16 protein-coding genes are annotated in these 16,619 nt (G+C 52.4%); 6 read left to right on the top strand and 10 right to left on the bottom strand.

Translation table 11 applies throughout. The features are described 5' to 3' along the window. Positions 1–6 precede the first annotated feature (6 nt). The 3 genes from RID11_RS13965 to RID11_RS13955 all read right to left on the bottom strand — a co-directional run bounded on the left by RID11_RS13965 (position 7) and on the right by RID11_RS13955 (position 1,955). Complete coding sequence (locus RID11_RS13965; RefSeq protein WP_350140216.1) at positions 7–513, bottom strand: glycosyltransferase; 507 nt, start codon at positions 511–513, stop codon at positions 7–9. Beyond that, positions 510–992, bottom strand: coding sequence for a UDP-N-acetylglucosamine--LPS N-acetylglucosamine transferase (locus tag RID11_RS13960; protein ID WP_350140214.1), 483 nt, complete (start codon positions 990–992; stop codon positions 510–512). The genes RID11_RS13965 and RID11_RS13960 overlap by 4 nt, the downstream gene beginning before the upstream one ends. 255 nt (positions 993–1,247) lie before the next feature. Beyond that, complete coding sequence (locus RID11_RS13955; RefSeq protein ID WP_350140211.1) at positions 1,248–1,955, bottom strand: sulfotransferase family 2 domain-containing protein; 708 nt, start codon at positions 1,953–1,955, stop codon at positions 1,248–1,250. 233 nt (positions 1,956–2,188) lie between these two features. Between RID11_RS13955 and RID11_RS13950 the strand changes: the two genes are divergently transcribed. The 3 genes from RID11_RS13950 to RID11_RS13940 are packed head-to-tail and all read left to right on the top strand — an operon-like array spanning position 2,189 to position 4,736. Then, the gene (locus RID11_RS13950; RefSeq protein WP_350140209.1) at positions 2,189–3,334 is read left to right on the top strand and encodes a DegT/DnrJ/EryC1/StrS family aminotransferase; all 1,146 of its coding nucleotides are present in this window, start codon (positions 2,189–2,191) and stop codon (positions 3,332–3,334) included. Next, positions 3,327–4,151, top strand: a complete 825-nt coding sequence (locus RID11_RS13945; protein WP_350140207.1) for a glycosyltransferase — start codon at positions 3,327–3,329, stop codon at positions 4,149–4,151. The genes RID11_RS13950 and RID11_RS13945 overlap by 8 nt, the downstream gene beginning before the upstream one ends. 6 nt (positions 4,152–4,157) lie before the next feature. Beyond that, positions 4,158–4,736, top strand: coding sequence for an acyltransferase (locus RID11_RS13940; protein WP_350140205.1), 579 nt, complete (start codon positions 4,158–4,160; stop codon positions 4,734–4,736). On the opposite strand, the gene RID11_RS13935 is transcribed toward RID11_RS13940, so the two are convergent. Both RID11_RS13935 and RID11_RS13930 read right to left on the bottom strand, forming a co-directional pair. Next, positions 4,733–5,791, bottom strand: coding sequence for a glycosyltransferase family 4 protein (locus RID11_RS13935; RefSeq protein ID WP_350140203.1), 1,059 nt, complete (start codon positions 5,789–5,791; stop codon positions 4,733–4,735). The two genes, RID11_RS13940 and RID11_RS13935, sit on opposite strands and share 4 nt — an antisense overlap. Before the next feature lie 336 nt (positions 5,792–6,127). Beyond that, positions 6,128–6,814 (bottom strand): polysaccharide deacetylase family protein, encoded by a 687-nt coding sequence (locus RID11_RS13930; RefSeq protein ID WP_350140201.1) that lies wholly within the window; start codon positions 6,812–6,814, stop codon positions 6,128–6,130. Positions 6,815–6,908: 94 nt separating this feature from the next. Between RID11_RS13930 and RID11_RS13925 the strand changes: the two genes are divergently transcribed. Further along, entirely contained in the window at positions 6,909–8,930 is a 2,022-nt protein-coding gene (locus tag RID11_RS13925; protein WP_350140199.1) for an acyltransferase family protein, read from the top strand. Between the two features lie 17 nt (positions 8,931–8,947). Here RID11_RS13925 and RID11_RS13920 read toward each other — a convergent pair whose 3' ends face one another. The 3 genes from RID11_RS13920 to RID11_RS13910 are packed head-to-tail and all read right to left on the bottom strand — an operon-like array spanning position 8,948 to position 12,174. Next, entirely contained in the window at positions 8,948–9,961 is a 1,014-nt protein-coding gene (locus RID11_RS13920; protein WP_350140197.1) for a lipid II:glycine glycyltransferase FemX, read from the bottom strand. 9 nt (positions 9,962–9,970) lie between these two features. Further along, positions 9,971–11,161: a GNAT family N-acetyltransferase gene (locus RID11_RS13915; protein WP_350140195.1), complete on the bottom strand. Its 1,191-nt coding sequence runs from the start codon at positions 11,159–11,161 to the stop codon at positions 9,971–9,973. After that, positions 11,158–12,174, bottom strand: coding sequence for a glycosyltransferase family 2 protein (locus RID11_RS13910; RefSeq protein ID WP_350140192.1), 1,017 nt, complete (start codon positions 12,172–12,174; stop codon positions 11,158–11,160). The genes RID11_RS13915 and RID11_RS13910 overlap by 4 nt, the downstream gene beginning before the upstream one ends. 125 nt (positions 12,175–12,299) lie before the next feature. Between RID11_RS13910 and RID11_RS13905 the strand changes: the two genes are divergently transcribed. Next, entirely contained in the window at positions 12,300–13,466 is a 1,167-nt protein-coding gene (locus RID11_RS13905; RefSeq protein WP_350140190.1) for a DegT/DnrJ/EryC1/StrS family aminotransferase, read from the top strand. Here the strand turns inward: RID11_RS13905 and RID11_RS13900 are convergent. Next, positions 13,426–14,796 (bottom strand): O-antigen ligase family protein, encoded by a 1,371-nt coding sequence (locus RID11_RS13900; protein ID WP_350140188.1) that lies wholly within the window; start codon positions 14,794–14,796, stop codon positions 13,426–13,428. The two genes, RID11_RS13905 and RID11_RS13900, sit on opposite strands and share 41 nt — an antisense overlap. Positions 14,797–14,798: 2 nt before the next feature. Next, on the bottom strand, positions 14,799–15,599 hold the full coding sequence (locus RID11_RS13895; protein ID WP_350140282.1) for a sulfotransferase family 2 domain-containing protein: 801 nt from the start codon (positions 15,597–15,599) through the stop codon (positions 14,799–14,801). A gap of 262 nt (positions 15,600–15,861) precedes the next feature. Between RID11_RS13895 and RID11_RS13890 the strand changes: the two genes are divergently transcribed. Next, positions 15,862–16,569 carry an FkbM family methyltransferase gene (locus RID11_RS13890; protein ID WP_350140186.1) on the top strand — a complete coding sequence of 236 codons (708 nt, stop codon included), beginning with the start codon at positions 15,862–15,864 and terminating at the stop codon, positions 16,567–16,569. Positions 16,570–16,619: the final 50 nt, after the last annotated feature.

Here is a 16,619-nt window from a genome sequence, read left to right as displayed (position 1 = left end):
GCTCAGTTATTTTTCAGAAGAAAGGATGAACGTCCGCAAGGTGTCGGTAAAATCAGTCGCGGCAAAGGGATTGAGCATGGTGGAGCCAGAGACGCTGCGCGCCTTTAGGGCGTCATCCAGACGCTTGGGCAGGTCATCTTCGTCGCGGGCTTTGTGGAGCCCGGCATAGTCTCCCAACCTCTCTACGGTCGCAAGTTGGTGGTCGTTTCTGTGCTCACCATATTTGAATTGCCGCGGCATGATGCAGATCTGCTTGCCTTGGGTGAGGGCGGTCAGGATCGTTCCCATTCCGGCATGCGAAATGATCAGCTGAGTTCTTTCGAAAATGTCGGCGTATTCGGTAGGCGAAAGGCGTGTCCTGGTTTCAAAGTTTTGCGGCCGATAAGGGTCATAAGGCGGGGACAGAACCTGTCCGAAAATCTCGCAATCCGGCTGTGCGGACTCTGCCCATTCATCCACTGCCTTGACCAGCCGGTCGAAGGGTAGCTGTGTGCCGGTCGTCAGGAATATCAAAGAACTCTCCCCATGAAGTGCGGCCCGCCGGATTGGGCTAAATGTTCCCATTGGGTGAGCCAAAGATCTGCGTATTTGCCCACTTCCTGACCGGATTTAGAAAGTTTCTGGGCATTTGCCATGCTGTCGATCCAGATGGTTCGCGCTCCGATGAGCTTGCCGAAGCGCAGGGCGAAATAGCCAGGTGCCGCCCCCGTCGTGATGATGACATCGGGGCGGTGGCGCAGCACCGCAGCAAGAACCTCGAAAAGCTGGCGAAGAAGGTGCAGTTTCTCGGAGAGATTGGCATCCGTGACCGATATGAACTTCGGCACCGGGTTACCTTCTTCCGCCGCCATGGTTTTCACGATGTCTGAAAGATCTCGCTCCGTGGTCATGTAGACGACGTCCAGCCCATCCCAAGCCTTGCGCAACCTCATCAACTGGACCCAATGCCCGCCAGCGGATGCAACGACCATAACATGAGTTCTTTTTTTCATATCTTATCCGTGGAGACGTCCCAGCCCAGGGTACAAATCTGACTTAGGGCGGCACTGCTTTCCCTAAGCTCAAGTTCAAAGTAATCCCACTAAAACAAGCGATACAATAGAGACATTTATAATGGTGATACCCCAAATGAGTGGTAGCGTTAAATTTTTAGTGCATCAAGGGCTGGTCCATCGCGACGATGCACTGCGGCGCGGATGGACGACTCCCGAGCGCGCTGGGTGGTCTGACGGTGTTGTAGCCGACACTCACGGATCATAACCAAAAACCTCGAACTCGCGTCTGCACATAAGCTGGATCAGCTCTCGAGAGGAAGGGTCGAGGACAGTATCAACTGAAGCATTTGGGGGACGCTGACTTGTTTTGAGACGCTTCTCAAAGACTGCATCTCTTAGATCTGATGGCAACCCAAGATGTTTGCCTACACGTCTAAGATCGTCCTCCAGATTCTCGTAACGTATGAAATCATCAAGTATGAAACTGCCATCTTCTGCACACAAACGCCACGTCTCGTTAGGAACAAGAGGGTTTTCGCAGAGCCACTGGAAAACCGTAGGCAGCTTGGTATTTCTTTTGTTTCTCATCTGCCAGAAATACATACTGACGATGCGATCATATGGATTGCGCACAACCGTGAACTTATACAGGTCCTCCCAGGTTTTCGGGTTCAGCTTTTTCCGAACGGATGCCGCGCCCTCATGATTTCCAAAGCGCGATGGGCGTCGTAGATTATAGAGCGTCGATACAAAGTCACGCAGTCCCATATCCTGCCATTGTAGAGCATTATTTCGTGCGGCTCTTTCCACTTCGCCCTCAGGTTTGTCTGATCCATCACTCCAGATCGGCGTAAAAATGTCCGGTCCCTTGCAGAATTTGCTCAAACCTATCTCAATTGAGGAACTTGCCGTCTTGGTTGTCTTGATGAAAAGAAAATTGTAGGAGAACGAACAAATCATTTTGAAACCTCAAGCATTTCACAGCATACGATTTTTATCACCTTAAGTTGTTAAAATCTATTGAGAAGTTTGTTTTTTTGGTACTCACTTCATAAACTGCGAATCTGGTAAATCTGCAGAGGAAAAGACGTGGCTCGAGAATAAGTTTGTATTTTGGGTCAATGAGGGCGAAAAACATTGGATTTTGGAAATGAGTATATGGCTTTCAAGCTAGGCAGAGGCGAGCAAACAGGATGAGTGCCGAAGTGATTCACCGCGCGGTTCACCCGGAATTACCAGATCAGTCGGCATGGCTTTCCTATTTGCAGCCCTCATTGGATGCGAATTGGCATACGAATTTTGGTCCGGTGTGTCGAAAGTTTGAAGCGGCCATTGCCCATCGTTACGGGGGAACGGAAACCCAGTGCGTAAGCGCGTCCAGCGCGACGGCGGGGCTGGCTGCCTGTCTGATCGCACATCGTATAGAGGGGCCGGTAATTTGTCCGGCCTTCACTTTTCAGGCCACTGCATCGGCTATCCTTATGGCCCGAGCTCAACCGGTTATTGTGGATGTGAATCCCTCCAGCATGATTATCGAGCCTGATGCGCTTGATAAGTCACTGGCAGATTCAGGGGCCAAAGCGGCTATCATTCTGGCCCCTTATGGCATCAAACAAGATTTCAGCGCACATATTGCAGTATGTGCCCGACGAGGTGCGCGGCTTGTGATAGATAACGCGTCAGGCCTTGGAATAGAACGCAATCTTCCTGAAACTGCTCCCCATGTCGATGAGGTCTACTCTCTTCACGCAACAAAACCTTTCAATATTGGTGAAGGCGGCATGATATTCACTCATGCCAGCAACGAATCTCTCTTGCGGGCGGCCATGAATTTCGGTTTGCAAAGTCATACAGGTACGGGGGCAGATCGTCCTCCATATTGGGGAATTAATGGCAAACTCACCGAAGTACATGCAGCGATCGGTCTGGCCGTTCTGGACGAAATTGATACCCGGGTGGCGGCGCGGCAACAGATGGTCGCGCGGTGGATCGAAGCTCTGAACCCTTTTTACAAGGAGGTGATCCGGTTTTTGGAACCCACTGCAGGAGTGTGGCAGCTTTATCCGGTTCTTGCTCCTGACGAGGCGACCGCGACTGCTCTAGTCAAAGCTGCCGAGAATAACGGCGTAGAGTTACGTCGATATTATGCGCCTAGTCTTGGCAATTGCACAGGCATGCGCCGCGTAAACGGTTGCCCTGTGGCCGCCGATCTTGCCAGTAGGGCCGTTACACTGCCGGTGCGTTCATATCTCTCTGCGACCGAGCAGTCCGACTTGATCAACCGCTGTCTCGACGCGTTTCACACTGCGTTCAATCAGGAACCACAGTGCCATGTCTGATGCCCCCTATGCTTTCATCTTGAGCTGGGAGCGCCCTGTATTCCTTTGGGCCTGTCTTGATTCACTCTATCGCAACACGCGTAAAGATTTACGTTTTATCTTGATCGACAACAATTCTCAGGACCCACTGGTGCGTCAAGTCATCCAGGGCTTTGACAAGCGTGATATGTTCGAAGAAATCCTGATGTTCGAGGAAAACGATCCTCATCGCATGAACAAGGTGATGGACGTTTATGCCGAGAAGATCGGCTCATATTTCTATTTCATCGAAAACGACGTTACTGTTCCGGACCATGTTTGCTGGGCAGCGGAATACGAACGTATCTACCGAACCTATCCAGACATAGCGATGGTGGGTTCATTCTGCGAAAAGAGCGATTTCATTCCGCCCGAGATTATTCGCGACAAAGACCCCTCTCTTGATGACAAGGATGTTGTTTTTTACAGTAAGAAGAACAGCCCGGAACGCAATGTCACGCCGGATCCGGCGACTGATATCTGGCCGCACGACAGCCCCACCCCCCCCGGCCGTTTGATTCTTCTATCGAAAGAAGCAATTCTCAAAACAGGGTTCCATCCGGATGCCAAGCTGGCACGAGAAATCGGCAAGAACGGGTTCCACTGGCGCGTTTGCACTACATTTCAGCATCGGCATCTGTCATTGTTGAACTGGTATGACACACCGGATGAAAAATACAGGGAGCAGCGTACAGAATATTTTCGCGCCATGAACAGTGCTCCCGGGCGGAACCGGCTGCTGCGATACCTTGACCACAAGCTTGATCGTTTGAAACATCGACTTTGGAAAACCCGGTGAGACATTATGAGAAAAAGCTTAAATGCGGATTTTCTTTCGGATCGAGAACTAGAAGGTTTTGGCATTCAGGATGCATCCGAACGCCGAATATACATACATAAAACAGCTGTCATACCAAATTTTGAAAGCATTGAAGTTGACAGCGATGTGAGAATAGATCCTTATTGTGTCCTGAGTTGCCGACGCATCTCCTTTGGACGGTTTGTCCATATTGCAGCAAATTGCACAATAATGGGTGGTGCCGCTTGTTTCTTTTCTGATTTTTCAGGGCTCTCCCAGGGATGCAAAGTCTTTACGTCAAGCGATGACTATTCTGGCGCAAGCCTGACAAATCCGACAGTGCCATCCCAGCTGAAGAATGTGACGTCGGCCGACGTTTCTCTGGAAAAACATGTCATCATCGGTGCCGGCAGCGTCATTCTTCCCGGTGTTAGACTAGAGGAAGGTGTCGCTGTTGGTGCACTGTCACTGGTGCGCAAGAGTTTGTCCGCCTGGACAATCCACGCAGGCAACCCAATCCAGTACATTGGTGAACGTAGTACAGATTGCCGTGATTATGAATCAAAAGCCTATAACGGGCTTTAAAGCGCCAAGAGCTCCGTGGTCTGCAATTGTTCGGCACGCCGCGCCCCGACGGCGTCCCAGTCGAAATAAGGAACGCATTCACGGGCGCGCGACCCGATCGCATAGCGCAGTTCGGCCGAGCGGATCACCTGCTCCAATGCATCCACAAACGCATTTCGGTCTGATGGCTCGACAATCAGCATCGTGCCAGCCTCATCCCCCAGACGACTGGCCCCCATTGGCGAGGCGATGATCGGCAGACCGTGAACAGCCGCCTCATATGTCACCTGGGGCCCGCCCTCTTCCAGTGACGGCATCACGAAGGCGTCCGCCTGCGCAAAATAGCGATGCACATCATCGACAAACCCCACCAGTTCGACCCGGTCGCTGTTCAACAGTGTCGCGTAGCGCTCTGCGATGATGGGCTCGACCTTGCCGACAATCTGCAACCGATGAGGGCCTGATATGTTTTGCCATGCGTCGAGCAGAAAATGCATGCCCTTGCGCACACACGCATAGCCGCAAAACATGAAAGTCAGCGATTTCTTGTCAGGGTAATCCCGAGGAGGAGAGGCTTTCTTTATGTCCACGCCATAACTCGACGGCAAGATGCGATCTTCCAGCGGAGACCCGGCCAAGGCGCTTTCGACGTGCCGGTTTGGTGAAAATATGGCTTGGGCATAATGATATTTTTCTTCTTCCTCAGCAATCCGCTCATCTGTGATGCCATGACTCGGCTCAATGCCAAAATCCTCATACGCAGCATCGAGGATCTTTCGCGCCGAGGCCATTCGCGTATTGATGCCTTCCAGAACGATCGGAATTCCCCGTTCATGTAAAAGCCGATGTGCCCTCAGGGAGGCCGCTGGCCAGAGATAGGCAATCTCGCCAGGCTGAACCGATCGGAGAAAGTGATTTTCCAGAATGCGGGACGCTTGGGTGACGACTTTAGGATATGGCAATTGTGCCAAGACCGGACCTGGTAGAGCTAATACCATCGGAACGTCCGGTTTCTTGACACGGCGGCGGTTGGCAAAAATGTCAACCACGTATCCGGCCCGATGGGCTCCGTTCATGATATTGATACATGTCTGGCTCGGCGCCGCACCATCACAAGCCATAGACAGAAGAGTTCGAATGTCTCGTCTTTTGTATTCGAGGGGGTGAACCATCGGTTTGGTATCTCACAAATACTTGGACGGAAGGCAGTGTGGCATATGGGTCGGTTAGGGCGCTTAGCTAAAGTGCAGATATCAAAAGACTATGACCTAGCCGATCATGACACAAGTAAGCAGTTCGACAATCAAGCTGAGAATTTCGCGTGCATCATGACAAAAACGCCAAAGCCGTGGCGATTGAAGTTACCGGCGGTACTTTGGGCGACATGATATGTTTAATCGTCTGGACAAGTCTCACAACAGGCTTTTGCGGGTCATCGAGAGCTTTTGTTTCCACCTGCGCCAGGCCCTGTCACCTGAATCAAGCTCGCGCATGATCATCTCAGGCAGGGTGTCATCTCGGATCGACAAACGTGGCCGTAAGAAGCCCTCAAGAGCGGTTGCACTGCCATCACTGCACCATGCCGCTCGATACCCGTAGGTATGCAGGCCCTTCAATACGCGGCGCCGATAGCGCCCAAAGGGGATAGCCGCTTCAGTGACAGGCTGACCGAGAAGCTCTTCGAGAACCATACGCGACCGGAGCAATTCATAGTGCAACCCGAGAGTATCCTGCTGGGCCCAGTCGACATGATCAATTCCGTGTGATCCAATTTTGAATCCCATGTCCCGCAAGTCGCGGACATTCCCCCTGCTGAGATACCCGGGCTGTTCCAGCCGACCGGTCAGCACGAAGAAACGAGCGTCGAGCCTGTATTTTGCCAAGAGCGGCGCCGCAATTTCGATATCCGAGAGGTTGCCGTCGTCAAAGGTAATCACAATCGGCCGACGGTCTCGATATGAGGTGAATATATCCAGAAACGTTTCGAATGCGGTTGTGCTGATCCAATACGGGCGCTCATCTTCCGGAATGCCCGGCCCGGGCTGACCGATACCATGAAAGTTGAATGCTCTGGCTGTCATCGTGTTTCCATACGTCATGGCTTGGCCAATCTCTAGCCCTCCTCAATAAAACTACAGACTCGGCCAGATTGCAGGACTATTTTTTGTATATTCTATCAGGAGACAGAGCGCAGTGATTTATAGACGAGATATTGACGGGCTAAGAACCATCGCCGTCATGCCGGTTATTGTGTCCCATGCTGGCTTGGGACTGCCGGGTGGGTTCGTGGGCGTTGACGTATTCTTTGTGATTTCAGGCTTTCTGATCACCCATTTGCTCATTGTTGAAATCAACGATCAGCAATTTTCAATCTGGCGCTTTTATGAACGACGTATGCGGCGCCTGTTTCCTGCGCTTTTCGTAGTGCTTGCCGCCACAACGGTTACCGCAACTTTCATCATGGTTTCATTCGATCTTGAAAATTATGCAAAGTCGCTTGTCTCCACAACTGTATTTGCAGGCAATCTCTGGTTCTACAGGCAAGAAGGATATTTCACGGAAGCAGCAGAACTCGAGCCCCTGCTGCACACATGGTCATTGGGCGTCGAAGAGCAGTATTATATCTTCTTTCCGGTACTTCTCTTGGCACTTTTTCGCCTCACATGCGCTCGGCGGGTGGTTGCGGCTGTATTTATGCTAGCGCTTGGATCGTTTCTGGCGGCTGCCGTCACCGTAGGGGTTGCGTCGGAAGCCGCCTTTTACCTGCCTCACCTCCGCGCTTGGGAATTGCTGATCGGGTCCCTTTTGGCGATGGCAATCTGGCAGGGGTGGTGGAAGTCATCACGACTTCCGCTCTGGATCACGCAGTTGCTCGCAATCCTTGGCCTCGCAGCAATCTTCTGGCCGGCAATCCGCTACAGTGCCGAAACCCCCTTTCCGGGTCTTGCTGCCCTGCCTCCCTGTTTGGGGGCGGCCACGTTGATCGCGATCGGAGACAATAGCCGCAGTCTGAGCACCAGGTTTCTTTCTCTTGCCCCGATGGTTTTCGTGGGCAAGCTGTCCTATTCGCTTTATCTCTGGCATTGGCCGTTGATTTCCATGGCATATTACCAGTTTGGAGAACTGACCCCACAGATGGGGATCATCTGCGTTCTGTTGTCGTTCGCGCTATCCTACGTGTCATGGCGTTACGTCGAAAAACCGATGCGAAACCGCAAGCGTGTCGGAAGCCGGATGATCGTGGCGGCATCGGCTGGTGTGTTTGCCGCGTCGATCGGCATCGGTTTGACAATGTGGAAGCTCGAAGGTTTTCCAAACCGGACAAGCCCTGAACTTCTCGCTTTGGCAAACCCTTTAAATTTCTTGCATGATCGTAGAGACTGCCATTTCGTCACAGCAGCACGCGCCAGTGCAAATGACGTTTGTGTTCGCGGAGCAAAGGACTCTACCCCAAGCTTTATTCTGACCGGTGACAGTCATGCTGACGCATTCAGCCCGGCAATTTTCACAGCGTCTGCTGATTTGGGGCTTTCAGGCTATCAGTTCACCGATTCCGGGTTTGTGCCACTACCATTGCCTGGCATACGGCTACTGGGGCAGCTCGAGTCGGATGCGATCGAGGCGCTTATCGCATTTATCGACGCTCGGCCTTCGATTGAGACGCTGATTGTCACTCGCTACTGGCTGCACCAGATGACCGGCTACACGTATCGACATAAGGGAGACGTGTGGGTTGATGACGAGTATGAAGGCTCCGGCACGGCTTACAACGCGACAGCGACTCGCAATGCTCTTGCACGCTTTGCCATGCGCTTTTCCAAGCTACGCATCATACTACTCGATGATGTGCCGTCAGGGTCTGCTCTTTACATGCGTGATAACCTTCGACGGCTGCGTTTTGACGATTTTTCGAAACTTGGCCTTCCGCTAACGGATTACGCCGAGCAACGCAGTGGCTATGAACGTGTTCTCCTTGATATTGCAGATAAATTTCCGAATGTTCAATATCGGCCACTATTCCAGAATATCTGTAACGAGCGCCTCTGCCCCCTGTTTGACGGAAAGACATTGCTTTTTCGAGACGGTGATCACCTGAGCTGGAAAGGGGCGCTGAAACTGGTCGATGCTGCACGTGATCTGCTGGTGAAAGACGTGCAAAGCCCGGCATCGCCGGGCGAAGCTGCAAAACTTCGCCTTTGGGCGGCCCCGCGTTGAGGGCCCGGTCAGGACGTCTACCTCTTCACCCGCTTTCGCAATGCTTCGGCCATCAGGATCAGATGCGGCACCGGACCGGCGGGTTGTGTCTGGAACGGTCCCGGAGCCACTATCTCTGCCCCCCCCGTCCTGCGCTTGAATCTGGCAACATCCGGGTTGCTGTCTTCGTCTATTCCGCCCAAATCGAACGTCTCCATGCCCTCGGCAAGGCCCATCAGAATCGCATTCCACATGACGAAATAACCGGCGTTCAACCGTCGTCCGGCCGCCGGGGTCGCACCGAAAAGATAGACCATTCTCCGCCCTGCCCGACCAACCGTGATCGTGGCCAGATCCTTGCCGTCTTGATGTGCGATCAGAATGTCATGGTCGAAATCCGGCCCATGCAGAGTGTAGTAGAAATCGGGGGGGATATCGGGCTGAAATCCCTTGGCCGACTGCACGGCATCATAGAGCGCCGCGAAGCGCCCCGAGAGCTCTGACATCGGACCTCGGTCCAGTTTGATCCCGTTCTTCAAGGCGTTCCGAAGAGCGTTGCGCCATTTGCCGTTCAAACCCCGCATGAGCGCCTCTTCGCCCGGTTTGAGGTCTATCACGACTGTGCGATAGGCCGCCGCGCGATCCGTTACAACAAAGCCGGAATTCAGAGCTTGTTCGCTCAACGCTGCAGTATCACGTCCTGCAGAAGCGGGTGGACGAAACCTGAGAATATGGCTGTTCTTTTCGCAGACGTGATCCCGAAGTGTTGTGAGTATCGAACCAAAGTCATGATTTGGACCTGTGCCAGGCTGCGTGAGAGGCCCCGAAGCAATCCAGGCAATGCCGCGCCCCAGTCCAGGCAGCGTCTTGATCCGAATGCAAGCAGCTGCCACGGGCCGATCATCTCTCTCTAAAATCACGAACTCAGCCTTGGCGCCAATCCTGTGCGCCGCTGCCACGCCATATGTGAGTGTCTGTTCGTATGTCAGATCTTTGAAGCCCGCCGTCACTTGGGGCCAGGCTTCGGCAGGTATGTTGCGCACGGTGAGCATCCTGTTTTCCTAGAACCGGCTGCGAATCCAAGCGCGCCATAGGGGCCGAGAGCCAAATCCAAACTTTGGGGCGATTTTCAGAAACCAAAGTCGATAATAAAGCAGATGTAGAACATCTGCCCAAATCATGAGCATCTTTACCCGGCCACGTGCAAGAGGACTTCTCCTGCTGATGAGAAGATCGTGGATTGGGACCAGTTCACCACCATAGGCGAGCTTGTATTCATAGTCACCCGCCCCCGCGTCGATGGTTCGGATCCCGGCCCGCAGCAAATCGCCGATCCGTTCAACCAGGCCAACCCGCCCAAGCCCGATCTTGGCGAATTCAGGCGCCGTCGATCGGGCGTTCAGCCACCAATAGGCTTTTGTGCCCTGAGAATACCGGAGTTGGCTGGAGAGGAGTGTCTTGCCTAACCACAGTTCGTCAAGGCCAGCCTGACCCGTTGGCGACAGATGTTCCAGGAGGTCCCGGTAAAAAGCCTCCGCCTGAGGCCAGTCTGCAAAATGTCCGCCTTTGCCCTTCGTTTCCCACTGTGTCGTGTGTTGAGCAACAAACCGGCACATCGCGGCTTGTACGGTTTCCGATGTTGACTCGCGTGTCTCAAGAGAATCCATTTCGGTCAATCTCTTGACATCCCGATTGTGTTCACGGCGGCGACTTTTCGAAAGACTTGCAAAAAACTTTTCAAAAGTTTCGGGCAAATCCATCAACGTATGATGTCTCTGACTACGATCGCGACAAAGCACGACTTCAGTGCTTGCGGCGACGGCGGATCGCAATGCCGTCAATTGTGCCGACCGCTCCGAGATAGGCGAAAAGCTTATCGCGTCACATTTCAAAGTGGTGGTCAGGTGAGGTAAGACAGCCTCGAAAACGGTAGCCGCATTCCCCTCAGCCACAGGCAAGTTCAAAATGGCAAAATTCGGATCCACTCCGGCAAGCCGTGCCAATCGCACCGGGATAGGCCCCAACCAGAAACGCTCGGTGTAAAACGGAAGAACCGCTATAATTTTCCCACTATTACGCACGACCAAAGTTGCAGACTGGCGGCTAGGCGCGAAAGACTTTCCGTAATGTTTCCACCAAGCGGCAAGCCAAGCGTCGGTGAAGTAGATTTCGGCACCCGTCTGATCAATCAGAGCCGCGCTTTCCAGCTCTGATTTGACGTCTTCTGTCAATGAGGTCACGGTATAATTCATGATACAGGTTCGCGACCGACCAAATGGTAAAGCAAAGCCGCCTTCGCCAACCTGATCTTTGCTTTGGCTTCCGCGCTAGGTCGCACCAAACTCAACCCCCCAAAAACACTCCCGCGCATCAGCGCCCCCGTTACAAAAACCGTGCGCACGCTCCATTCTCCAATGCGTCCGTAGTGTTTTCGGATATATATCATCTTGCTCTTTTGCATCTGGACATACATCCGAGACCGGATTTGTACGGTGCTCTTCGAACCACCATCCAGGTGTAAAATTCGTGCCACCGGTGCAAAGACACAAAGCCAGCCAGCATCGCGTATGCGGCGGCACCAGTCAGCCTCTTCTGAATAAACAAAAAAGGCCTCATCCATAAGACCGACGGATTCGAAGACCGTTCGCGGTACAAGCATGAACATGCCCGAGACCACATCAACCTGCCGGGCTTCCTTTCTGTCCCAGCCGGTATACTCTGGCCGTCCGAAAATCGGGAGCCAGCGGGCAAGCCGATACAGGTTGAATTCTCCGATTGCCAAGTTGAAAGGATGGGGTTCCGCAAAACAGGTGTGCTGGATTGTCTCTTCGTCCTCCCAGACCTGACAGCCGACACAGCCAACATCGGGATACATATCAAGCCATTTGACCATTCGGTCGATCGCTTGGTCCAGAATAATTGTATCCGGGTTCAAAAGCAGGAGTTTTGCACCCTTGGCGATCTTGAGACCCTGATTATTGGCAGCGGCAAAGCCAACATTTTCAGCATTGGCGATGAGCGTGATATCAGGGAAACCTTCCCCGAGCATGTCTTGGGTGCCGTCGGTCGATGCGTTATCGACCACGATGACTTCATGGGAAGATTGTGTCTCACGGGCTATGGACATCAAGCAGTCCCGCAAAATGTCCCGCGTGTTCCAACTGACTATAATGATTGATACATCACAGCGCGTGTCCCCCATTTCGAGCGACCGATGCATAAATTCTCCCGTGCGACCGTATGGTTGTTTTTTGAATATGCTCATTTCAAGTTTGGTTCAATTCTTCTTCACCTACAAGGGTGTCGCAATAGCCACGGCGATCGCGCGCCTTCCAGCAATGAAATAACGTGTGTACTGAGTTCTTATTTCACACTTTCTAGGGGCTTTCGATGACTGAACCTGATCTATGTCCACCCATCCCATCTTGTGCTTCGGGCAAGGATCCCCGTGATGAGACCTCTGTGGATGCTGCAGCCCCTAGCCGGGTTCAGGATCTGTTCATAGGTCGTCATGTGCATTTTTCCTTCAACACTCGGACAGCCATCCGCGTTGCCTGTGATGCTTTGGGACTCACCCCGGGGGACGAGGTTCTTGTGCCAGCTTACAATTGCGGATCAGAAATTGACCCCCTTCTGCATGCAGGACTGAGTGTAACCATCTATCCGGTGGGGCGAGATCTCGTTGCAGATCCAGATGCGATAGCCAGGCGTATTTCGCCACGGACGCGGGCCGTCTATGTCACCCATTACTTTGGTTTTCTACAGCCAAAATTGGCTGAGATCAGGGCACTCTGCGATATTAACGGTTTGCGCCTGATGGAAGATTGTGCCCTTAGCCTGTTGAGTGGATCGCGCCCCGCTGCGGGTCGGATCGGAGATGTCTCATTCTTTTGCTTTCACAAGTTTTTTTCTACTCCAGGCGGCAGTGCGTTGGTGATCAATGCAGGCGATCTGCCCTCAGCCCCAACGTTCGACCGACCCCCTCTTCGTCGCACAGAATTCAAATTCATGGCGCGGCGAATTCTTGGCGCTCTCATTGGGATCGACCGCTTGAGACAGGCGAAACGTGCTCTCATCAAAACATCAACCGATCAGATCATCCAATTGTCAGGTAAAAAGCAGGATATCCCCGGCCATTATTATTTCGATCCGGATCTGAGAGGCAGACGCATGAGCCGTCTTGTCGCCAAGACCATTCAACGTACCGATCTGGATGCAGCTATCCAGCAGCGGCGCCGAAACTGGCAGATATACCAGGAGCTGCTCGTCCGGGTTCCCGAAGCCGAGCCGCTTATCCAAGAGTTGCCACACGATATATGTCCGCATTCAATGCCAGTTCTGATACCCGACCGCGATCGTATTGTATCTGAGTTGCAAGCCGTTGGTGTGGACGTCACAGCTTGGTGGGCAGGATTTCACCAAGGGCTCGATTGGTCTATGGCGGAAGACGCCATAGTTCTCAAGAATAGCGCCCTGTCTCTGCCCTTGTCCCCCGGTCTGACACGATCGGACCTTTCTAAGATTGTGGCTTTGTTGGCTGCACGCCTCGCCGTGTGAACCTCGAATAGGGGAGCTCGCTTTGCCTGTTTTCCTTGTGGTCTGTATGATCCGGATCAGATTGATCCTGATCATCCCTCCAATCTAATATCCAGACCCCGCTCGCGATTAGAAACACGAGCAACACATAAATCGAGTCCCAAAAGTGCACTGTCCATCCGACAGCAAAGAGACCCATCATCGAACAAAGGTACCCCATCCGATAATTGTGCACCCGGTCACTCTGGATCTTACGACGGGCGACGGGAACGAATATACTGAAGAACAGAATGAACCAAAGGGCCCAGGCTGGAATCCCATTGGCCATCCCGGGCACGATCCAGAACATGTCGACGCTGGACGAGTTCACGAAAAACGGTCTCTCCCAATCACCGCTTGTCCCGATCCCGAAGATCGGGTTCTCCCAAATACTCTTTGTCCCCCAGACCCAGATAATGATACGGTTGTAGGCCGTGCCGCCATTCATGGCGAAATATGAAATGAAGACCTCGAAGGGCGAGCGGTTCGAGTAAAGATCAATCGCTATGTAGGCGATGACCGTTAGAAAGATGAGCAGTTTCCATCGGGATCTGAGCGCATAAAGTATCCTGTCCCAAGAGATGAAAAAGACTTGGGCGGTGATCGCTGCGAGGGGACCGGAAGACAGGGTGGCGGACCCGATGAACGTAATCAAGATTGTTCGTATCCCTCGTCCGATCCACGAGGCACGATAGCCGATCACGTAGAAAACCAATCCGATCAAAGCACCGAAGAATACTCCAAAATGGATCGGATGGCTAAACGGCCCCTGGACACGATCAAACCCCAGGCGCCGTTCCTTGGGTTTGTCCGTATAGCTATCCCCGAATTTATCAAAGAACTCGAGCACGATATTCTGGCCCGTTTGCAGCTCAATCAATGTTGTAGGGAGAAGTACAAGCGCAATCAGGAAGAAGAGCCTCGACATCTTCAGAAACGCCTCGGGTGTCCTAATATACACCCGAGCGATCAGATACGCGCCCCAGGTCTCCACCCACAAAATACCAACCCGCTCGATCATGGGCGCAATTCCATGCACGACGAAGTACGCGAGCGAAGACCAGATGCAGATCAGAATGATAGCAATGTCGGGCGTTCGAATTTTGCCGACTTTACCACTGAACAAAGTGATGATCGCCGGAAACAGGAAGATCAGCAGAACTATCCGATAGACCGACAGCCGCATCGGCCCGATATATATGAAAAGAGGAATAACTAGCCCCACGACAAACAGAACCGCCGGCAAGGGCAGTTTGAAACTGGCCGCCGCGTGGACTTGGGAGGGCCTGTCCGTTATCGAGGCTTCTGACATGGCTAAGGTCTCGCGGAGGGTGGTTCGAAGGTTCCCGTCACCTTCGCATAAAGTTCAAAATCCTGCGCGTAGAAGTCCTGTACAAAATCTACGACATCATCGCTGAGCATGTAGATTTCAGGACTGCTATGGAGTGGTTTCATCAAGATCTGTCGCAAGGCTTTTCGTGCTGAGCGCGTTCTTTCCGGCCCTAGGGTCCGTTCGCCAACCCACTTGCCTGCAACAGCCAGAACCCGGAAAGCGTCACGCCTGAAAACCATTGTCGTATTATCGTTGCCAACCGGCCCCAGATCTTCACCGGTCAGGTGACTGACCTCCTGAATCACATCACCCACCCGGGATGTTGGGTAAATCGCCTTCACCAGCTGTTCGCCGTCACAAAAGATGAATTCCGATTGCCGGGCAAAATGGATGAACTCCGGACGATGTGTTGCACCCGGTTCCTGAAGGGTTTCGACGACCTGACGCGCCAGACGGTTCACATCATCTCTGTCGCGCTGCGCCAATTCGCGCGTGCTGTACATCTTGAGCCGTTGCGACAGGGCAGACATGAAGCGGGTCTTGGGATCTCGGATCAGGGTAAATGAGTGGTAGTTTCTGACTTTTTCCAAGTCTTCCGGACAAACACGGCGCATCACCTCCAACGGTAAATGCGTGTAGTCGAGGCGGCCAAGTTCAGGATGATGATGCACTCTGGACTTGTACTTGCCTTCTGTATCATCGAACTGCCCAAGGAGGTTGCGTACCGTCGTTCCGGCGCATTTCGGGATATGAATGAAGACGAATTTATACCGATCAGAGATAATGATGTGACGTTCCTCACTTCCATTTACAATCGGATTTCCACGTCCTTACAGTATCTATTGAAACTCCTGTCAACGGGAAAGAAAATGCGACCTTAGCGGGTAAAAAAAAATCAGGTACTTAATGGTTTGTACGCCATCTAGGGTGAGTGCTAAAAACTCTTTCTCTACTCTGTATTATTCATGATAAAATCATCATCGAAGGTTTGTGCGTGATTTTAGCGCTCAGTTTCAAGGATGACGAGAAAGCGAATCTTTATATATGATTGAAAACTATCTGAAAATTGGTGTCTTTAGCATACTGCGTTTGACCCCCGGCAGTCTTGGTGCCAAGAGCGACTCGCGGTTTTATTGGGCGCTGCGCAAAGTGCGACTGAAAAAAACGCGGCGTATATTTGACGAGGAGTTGGCCAAGCTTGATCGGGACGCAACCTGCATCGATCTTGGTGCGAATGTCGGTAAGATCACCGAGGTGCTGCTTACCAAGGTTGGGCGCGTCTATGCTTTTGAACCAGATCCTTGGTCGTTTTCCCAACTTGAAGAGCACTTAGGGCAGAATGAACGGGCCATACTTTTGAACAAGGCCATTGGCTCAAAAGATGGTGTACTTAAACTTTATCGCGATCCAACATTCGAAGCTAACCGGGAAATCCGGTCCCAAGGCACATCAGCCTATTACTCGGAAAGCTGGGGATTAGGAGAACCGGAAGCTTTCCAGGTCGAAATGATTGATATCTGCCGTTTTTTGCGTGAGGTCAGTGGCCCAATTGAGATTCTGAAGATGGATATCGAGGGTGCAGAGCTTGATGTACTTGAACGGCTCCTTGACGCACCAGAAAAGGACATGGTCAAAACGATATTCGTGGAGACCCACGAGGCACAGATGCCACAACTCAGGGTTCGTACCAAGGCTCTACGAAACAGGATTCGTAATTTGAAACAGCCTCGCATCTTCATGAATTGGCAATAGCAACCTCACCATAAGACGTCTTTCTCTTAAAAAGGTCTCAGGAGGGAGAG

The sequence above is a fragment of the Roseovarius sp. genome (assembly GCF_040219995.1).
Classification (GTDB): domain Bacteria; phylum Pseudomonadota; class Alphaproteobacteria; order Rhodobacterales; family Rhodobacteraceae; genus Roseovarius.
The sequence above is the reverse complement of the archived record's forward strand: the minus strand, read 5'-3'. Positions and strand labels throughout refer to the sequence as shown.

What these genes read in the sequence shown, in the direction of transcription:
- RID11_RS13960 (WP_350140214.1), bottom strand. Translation starts at nt 992, where the DNA reads ATGAAAAAAAGAACTCATGTTATGGTCGTTGCATCCGCTGGCGGGCAT.
- RID11_RS13955 (WP_350140211.1), bottom strand. Translation starts at nt 1,955, where the DNA reads ATGATTTGTTCGTTCTCCTACAATTTTCTTTTCATCAAGACAACCAAG.
- RID11_RS13950 (WP_350140209.1), top strand. Translation starts at nt 2,189, where the DNA reads ATGAGTGCCGAAGTGATTCACCGCGCGGTTCACCCGGAATTACCAGAT.
- RID11_RS13945 (WP_350140207.1), top strand. Translation starts at nt 3,327, where the DNA reads ATGTCTGATGCCCCCTATGCTTTCATCTTGAGCTGGGAGCGCCCTGTA.
- RID11_RS13940 (WP_350140205.1), top strand. Translation starts at nt 4,158, where the DNA reads ATGAGAAAAAGCTTAAATGCGGATTTTCTTTCGGATCGAGAACTAGAA.
- RID11_RS13935 (WP_350140203.1), bottom strand. Translation starts at nt 5,791, where the DNA reads ATGAACGGAGCCCATCGGGCCGGATACGTGGTTGACATTTTTGCCAAC.
- RID11_RS13930 (WP_350140201.1), bottom strand. Translation starts at nt 6,814, where the DNA reads ATGACGTATGGAAACACGATGACAGCCAGAGCATTCAACTTTCATGGT.
- RID11_RS13920 (WP_350140197.1), bottom strand. Translation starts at nt 9,961, where the DNA reads ATGCTCACCGTGCGCAACATACCTGCCGAAGCCTGGCCCCAAGTGACG.
- RID11_RS13915 (WP_350140195.1), bottom strand. Translation starts at nt 11,161, where the DNA reads ATGAATTATACCGTGACCTCATTGACAGAAGACGTCAAATCAGAGCTG.
- RID11_RS13910 (WP_350140192.1), bottom strand. Translation starts at nt 12,174, where the DNA reads ATGAGCATATTCAAAAAACAACCATACGGTCGCACGGGAGAATTTATG.
- RID11_RS13905 (WP_350140190.1), top strand. Translation starts at nt 12,300, where the DNA reads ATGACTGAACCTGATCTATGTCCACCCATCCCATCTTGTGCTTCGGGC.
- RID11_RS13900 (WP_350140188.1), bottom strand. Translation starts at nt 14,796, where the DNA reads ATGTCAGAAGCCTCGATAACGGACAGGCCCTCCCAAGTCCACGCGGCG.
- RID11_RS13890 (WP_350140186.1), top strand. Translation starts at nt 15,862, where the DNA reads ATGATTGAAAACTATCTGAAAATTGGTGTCTTTAGCATACTGCGTTTG.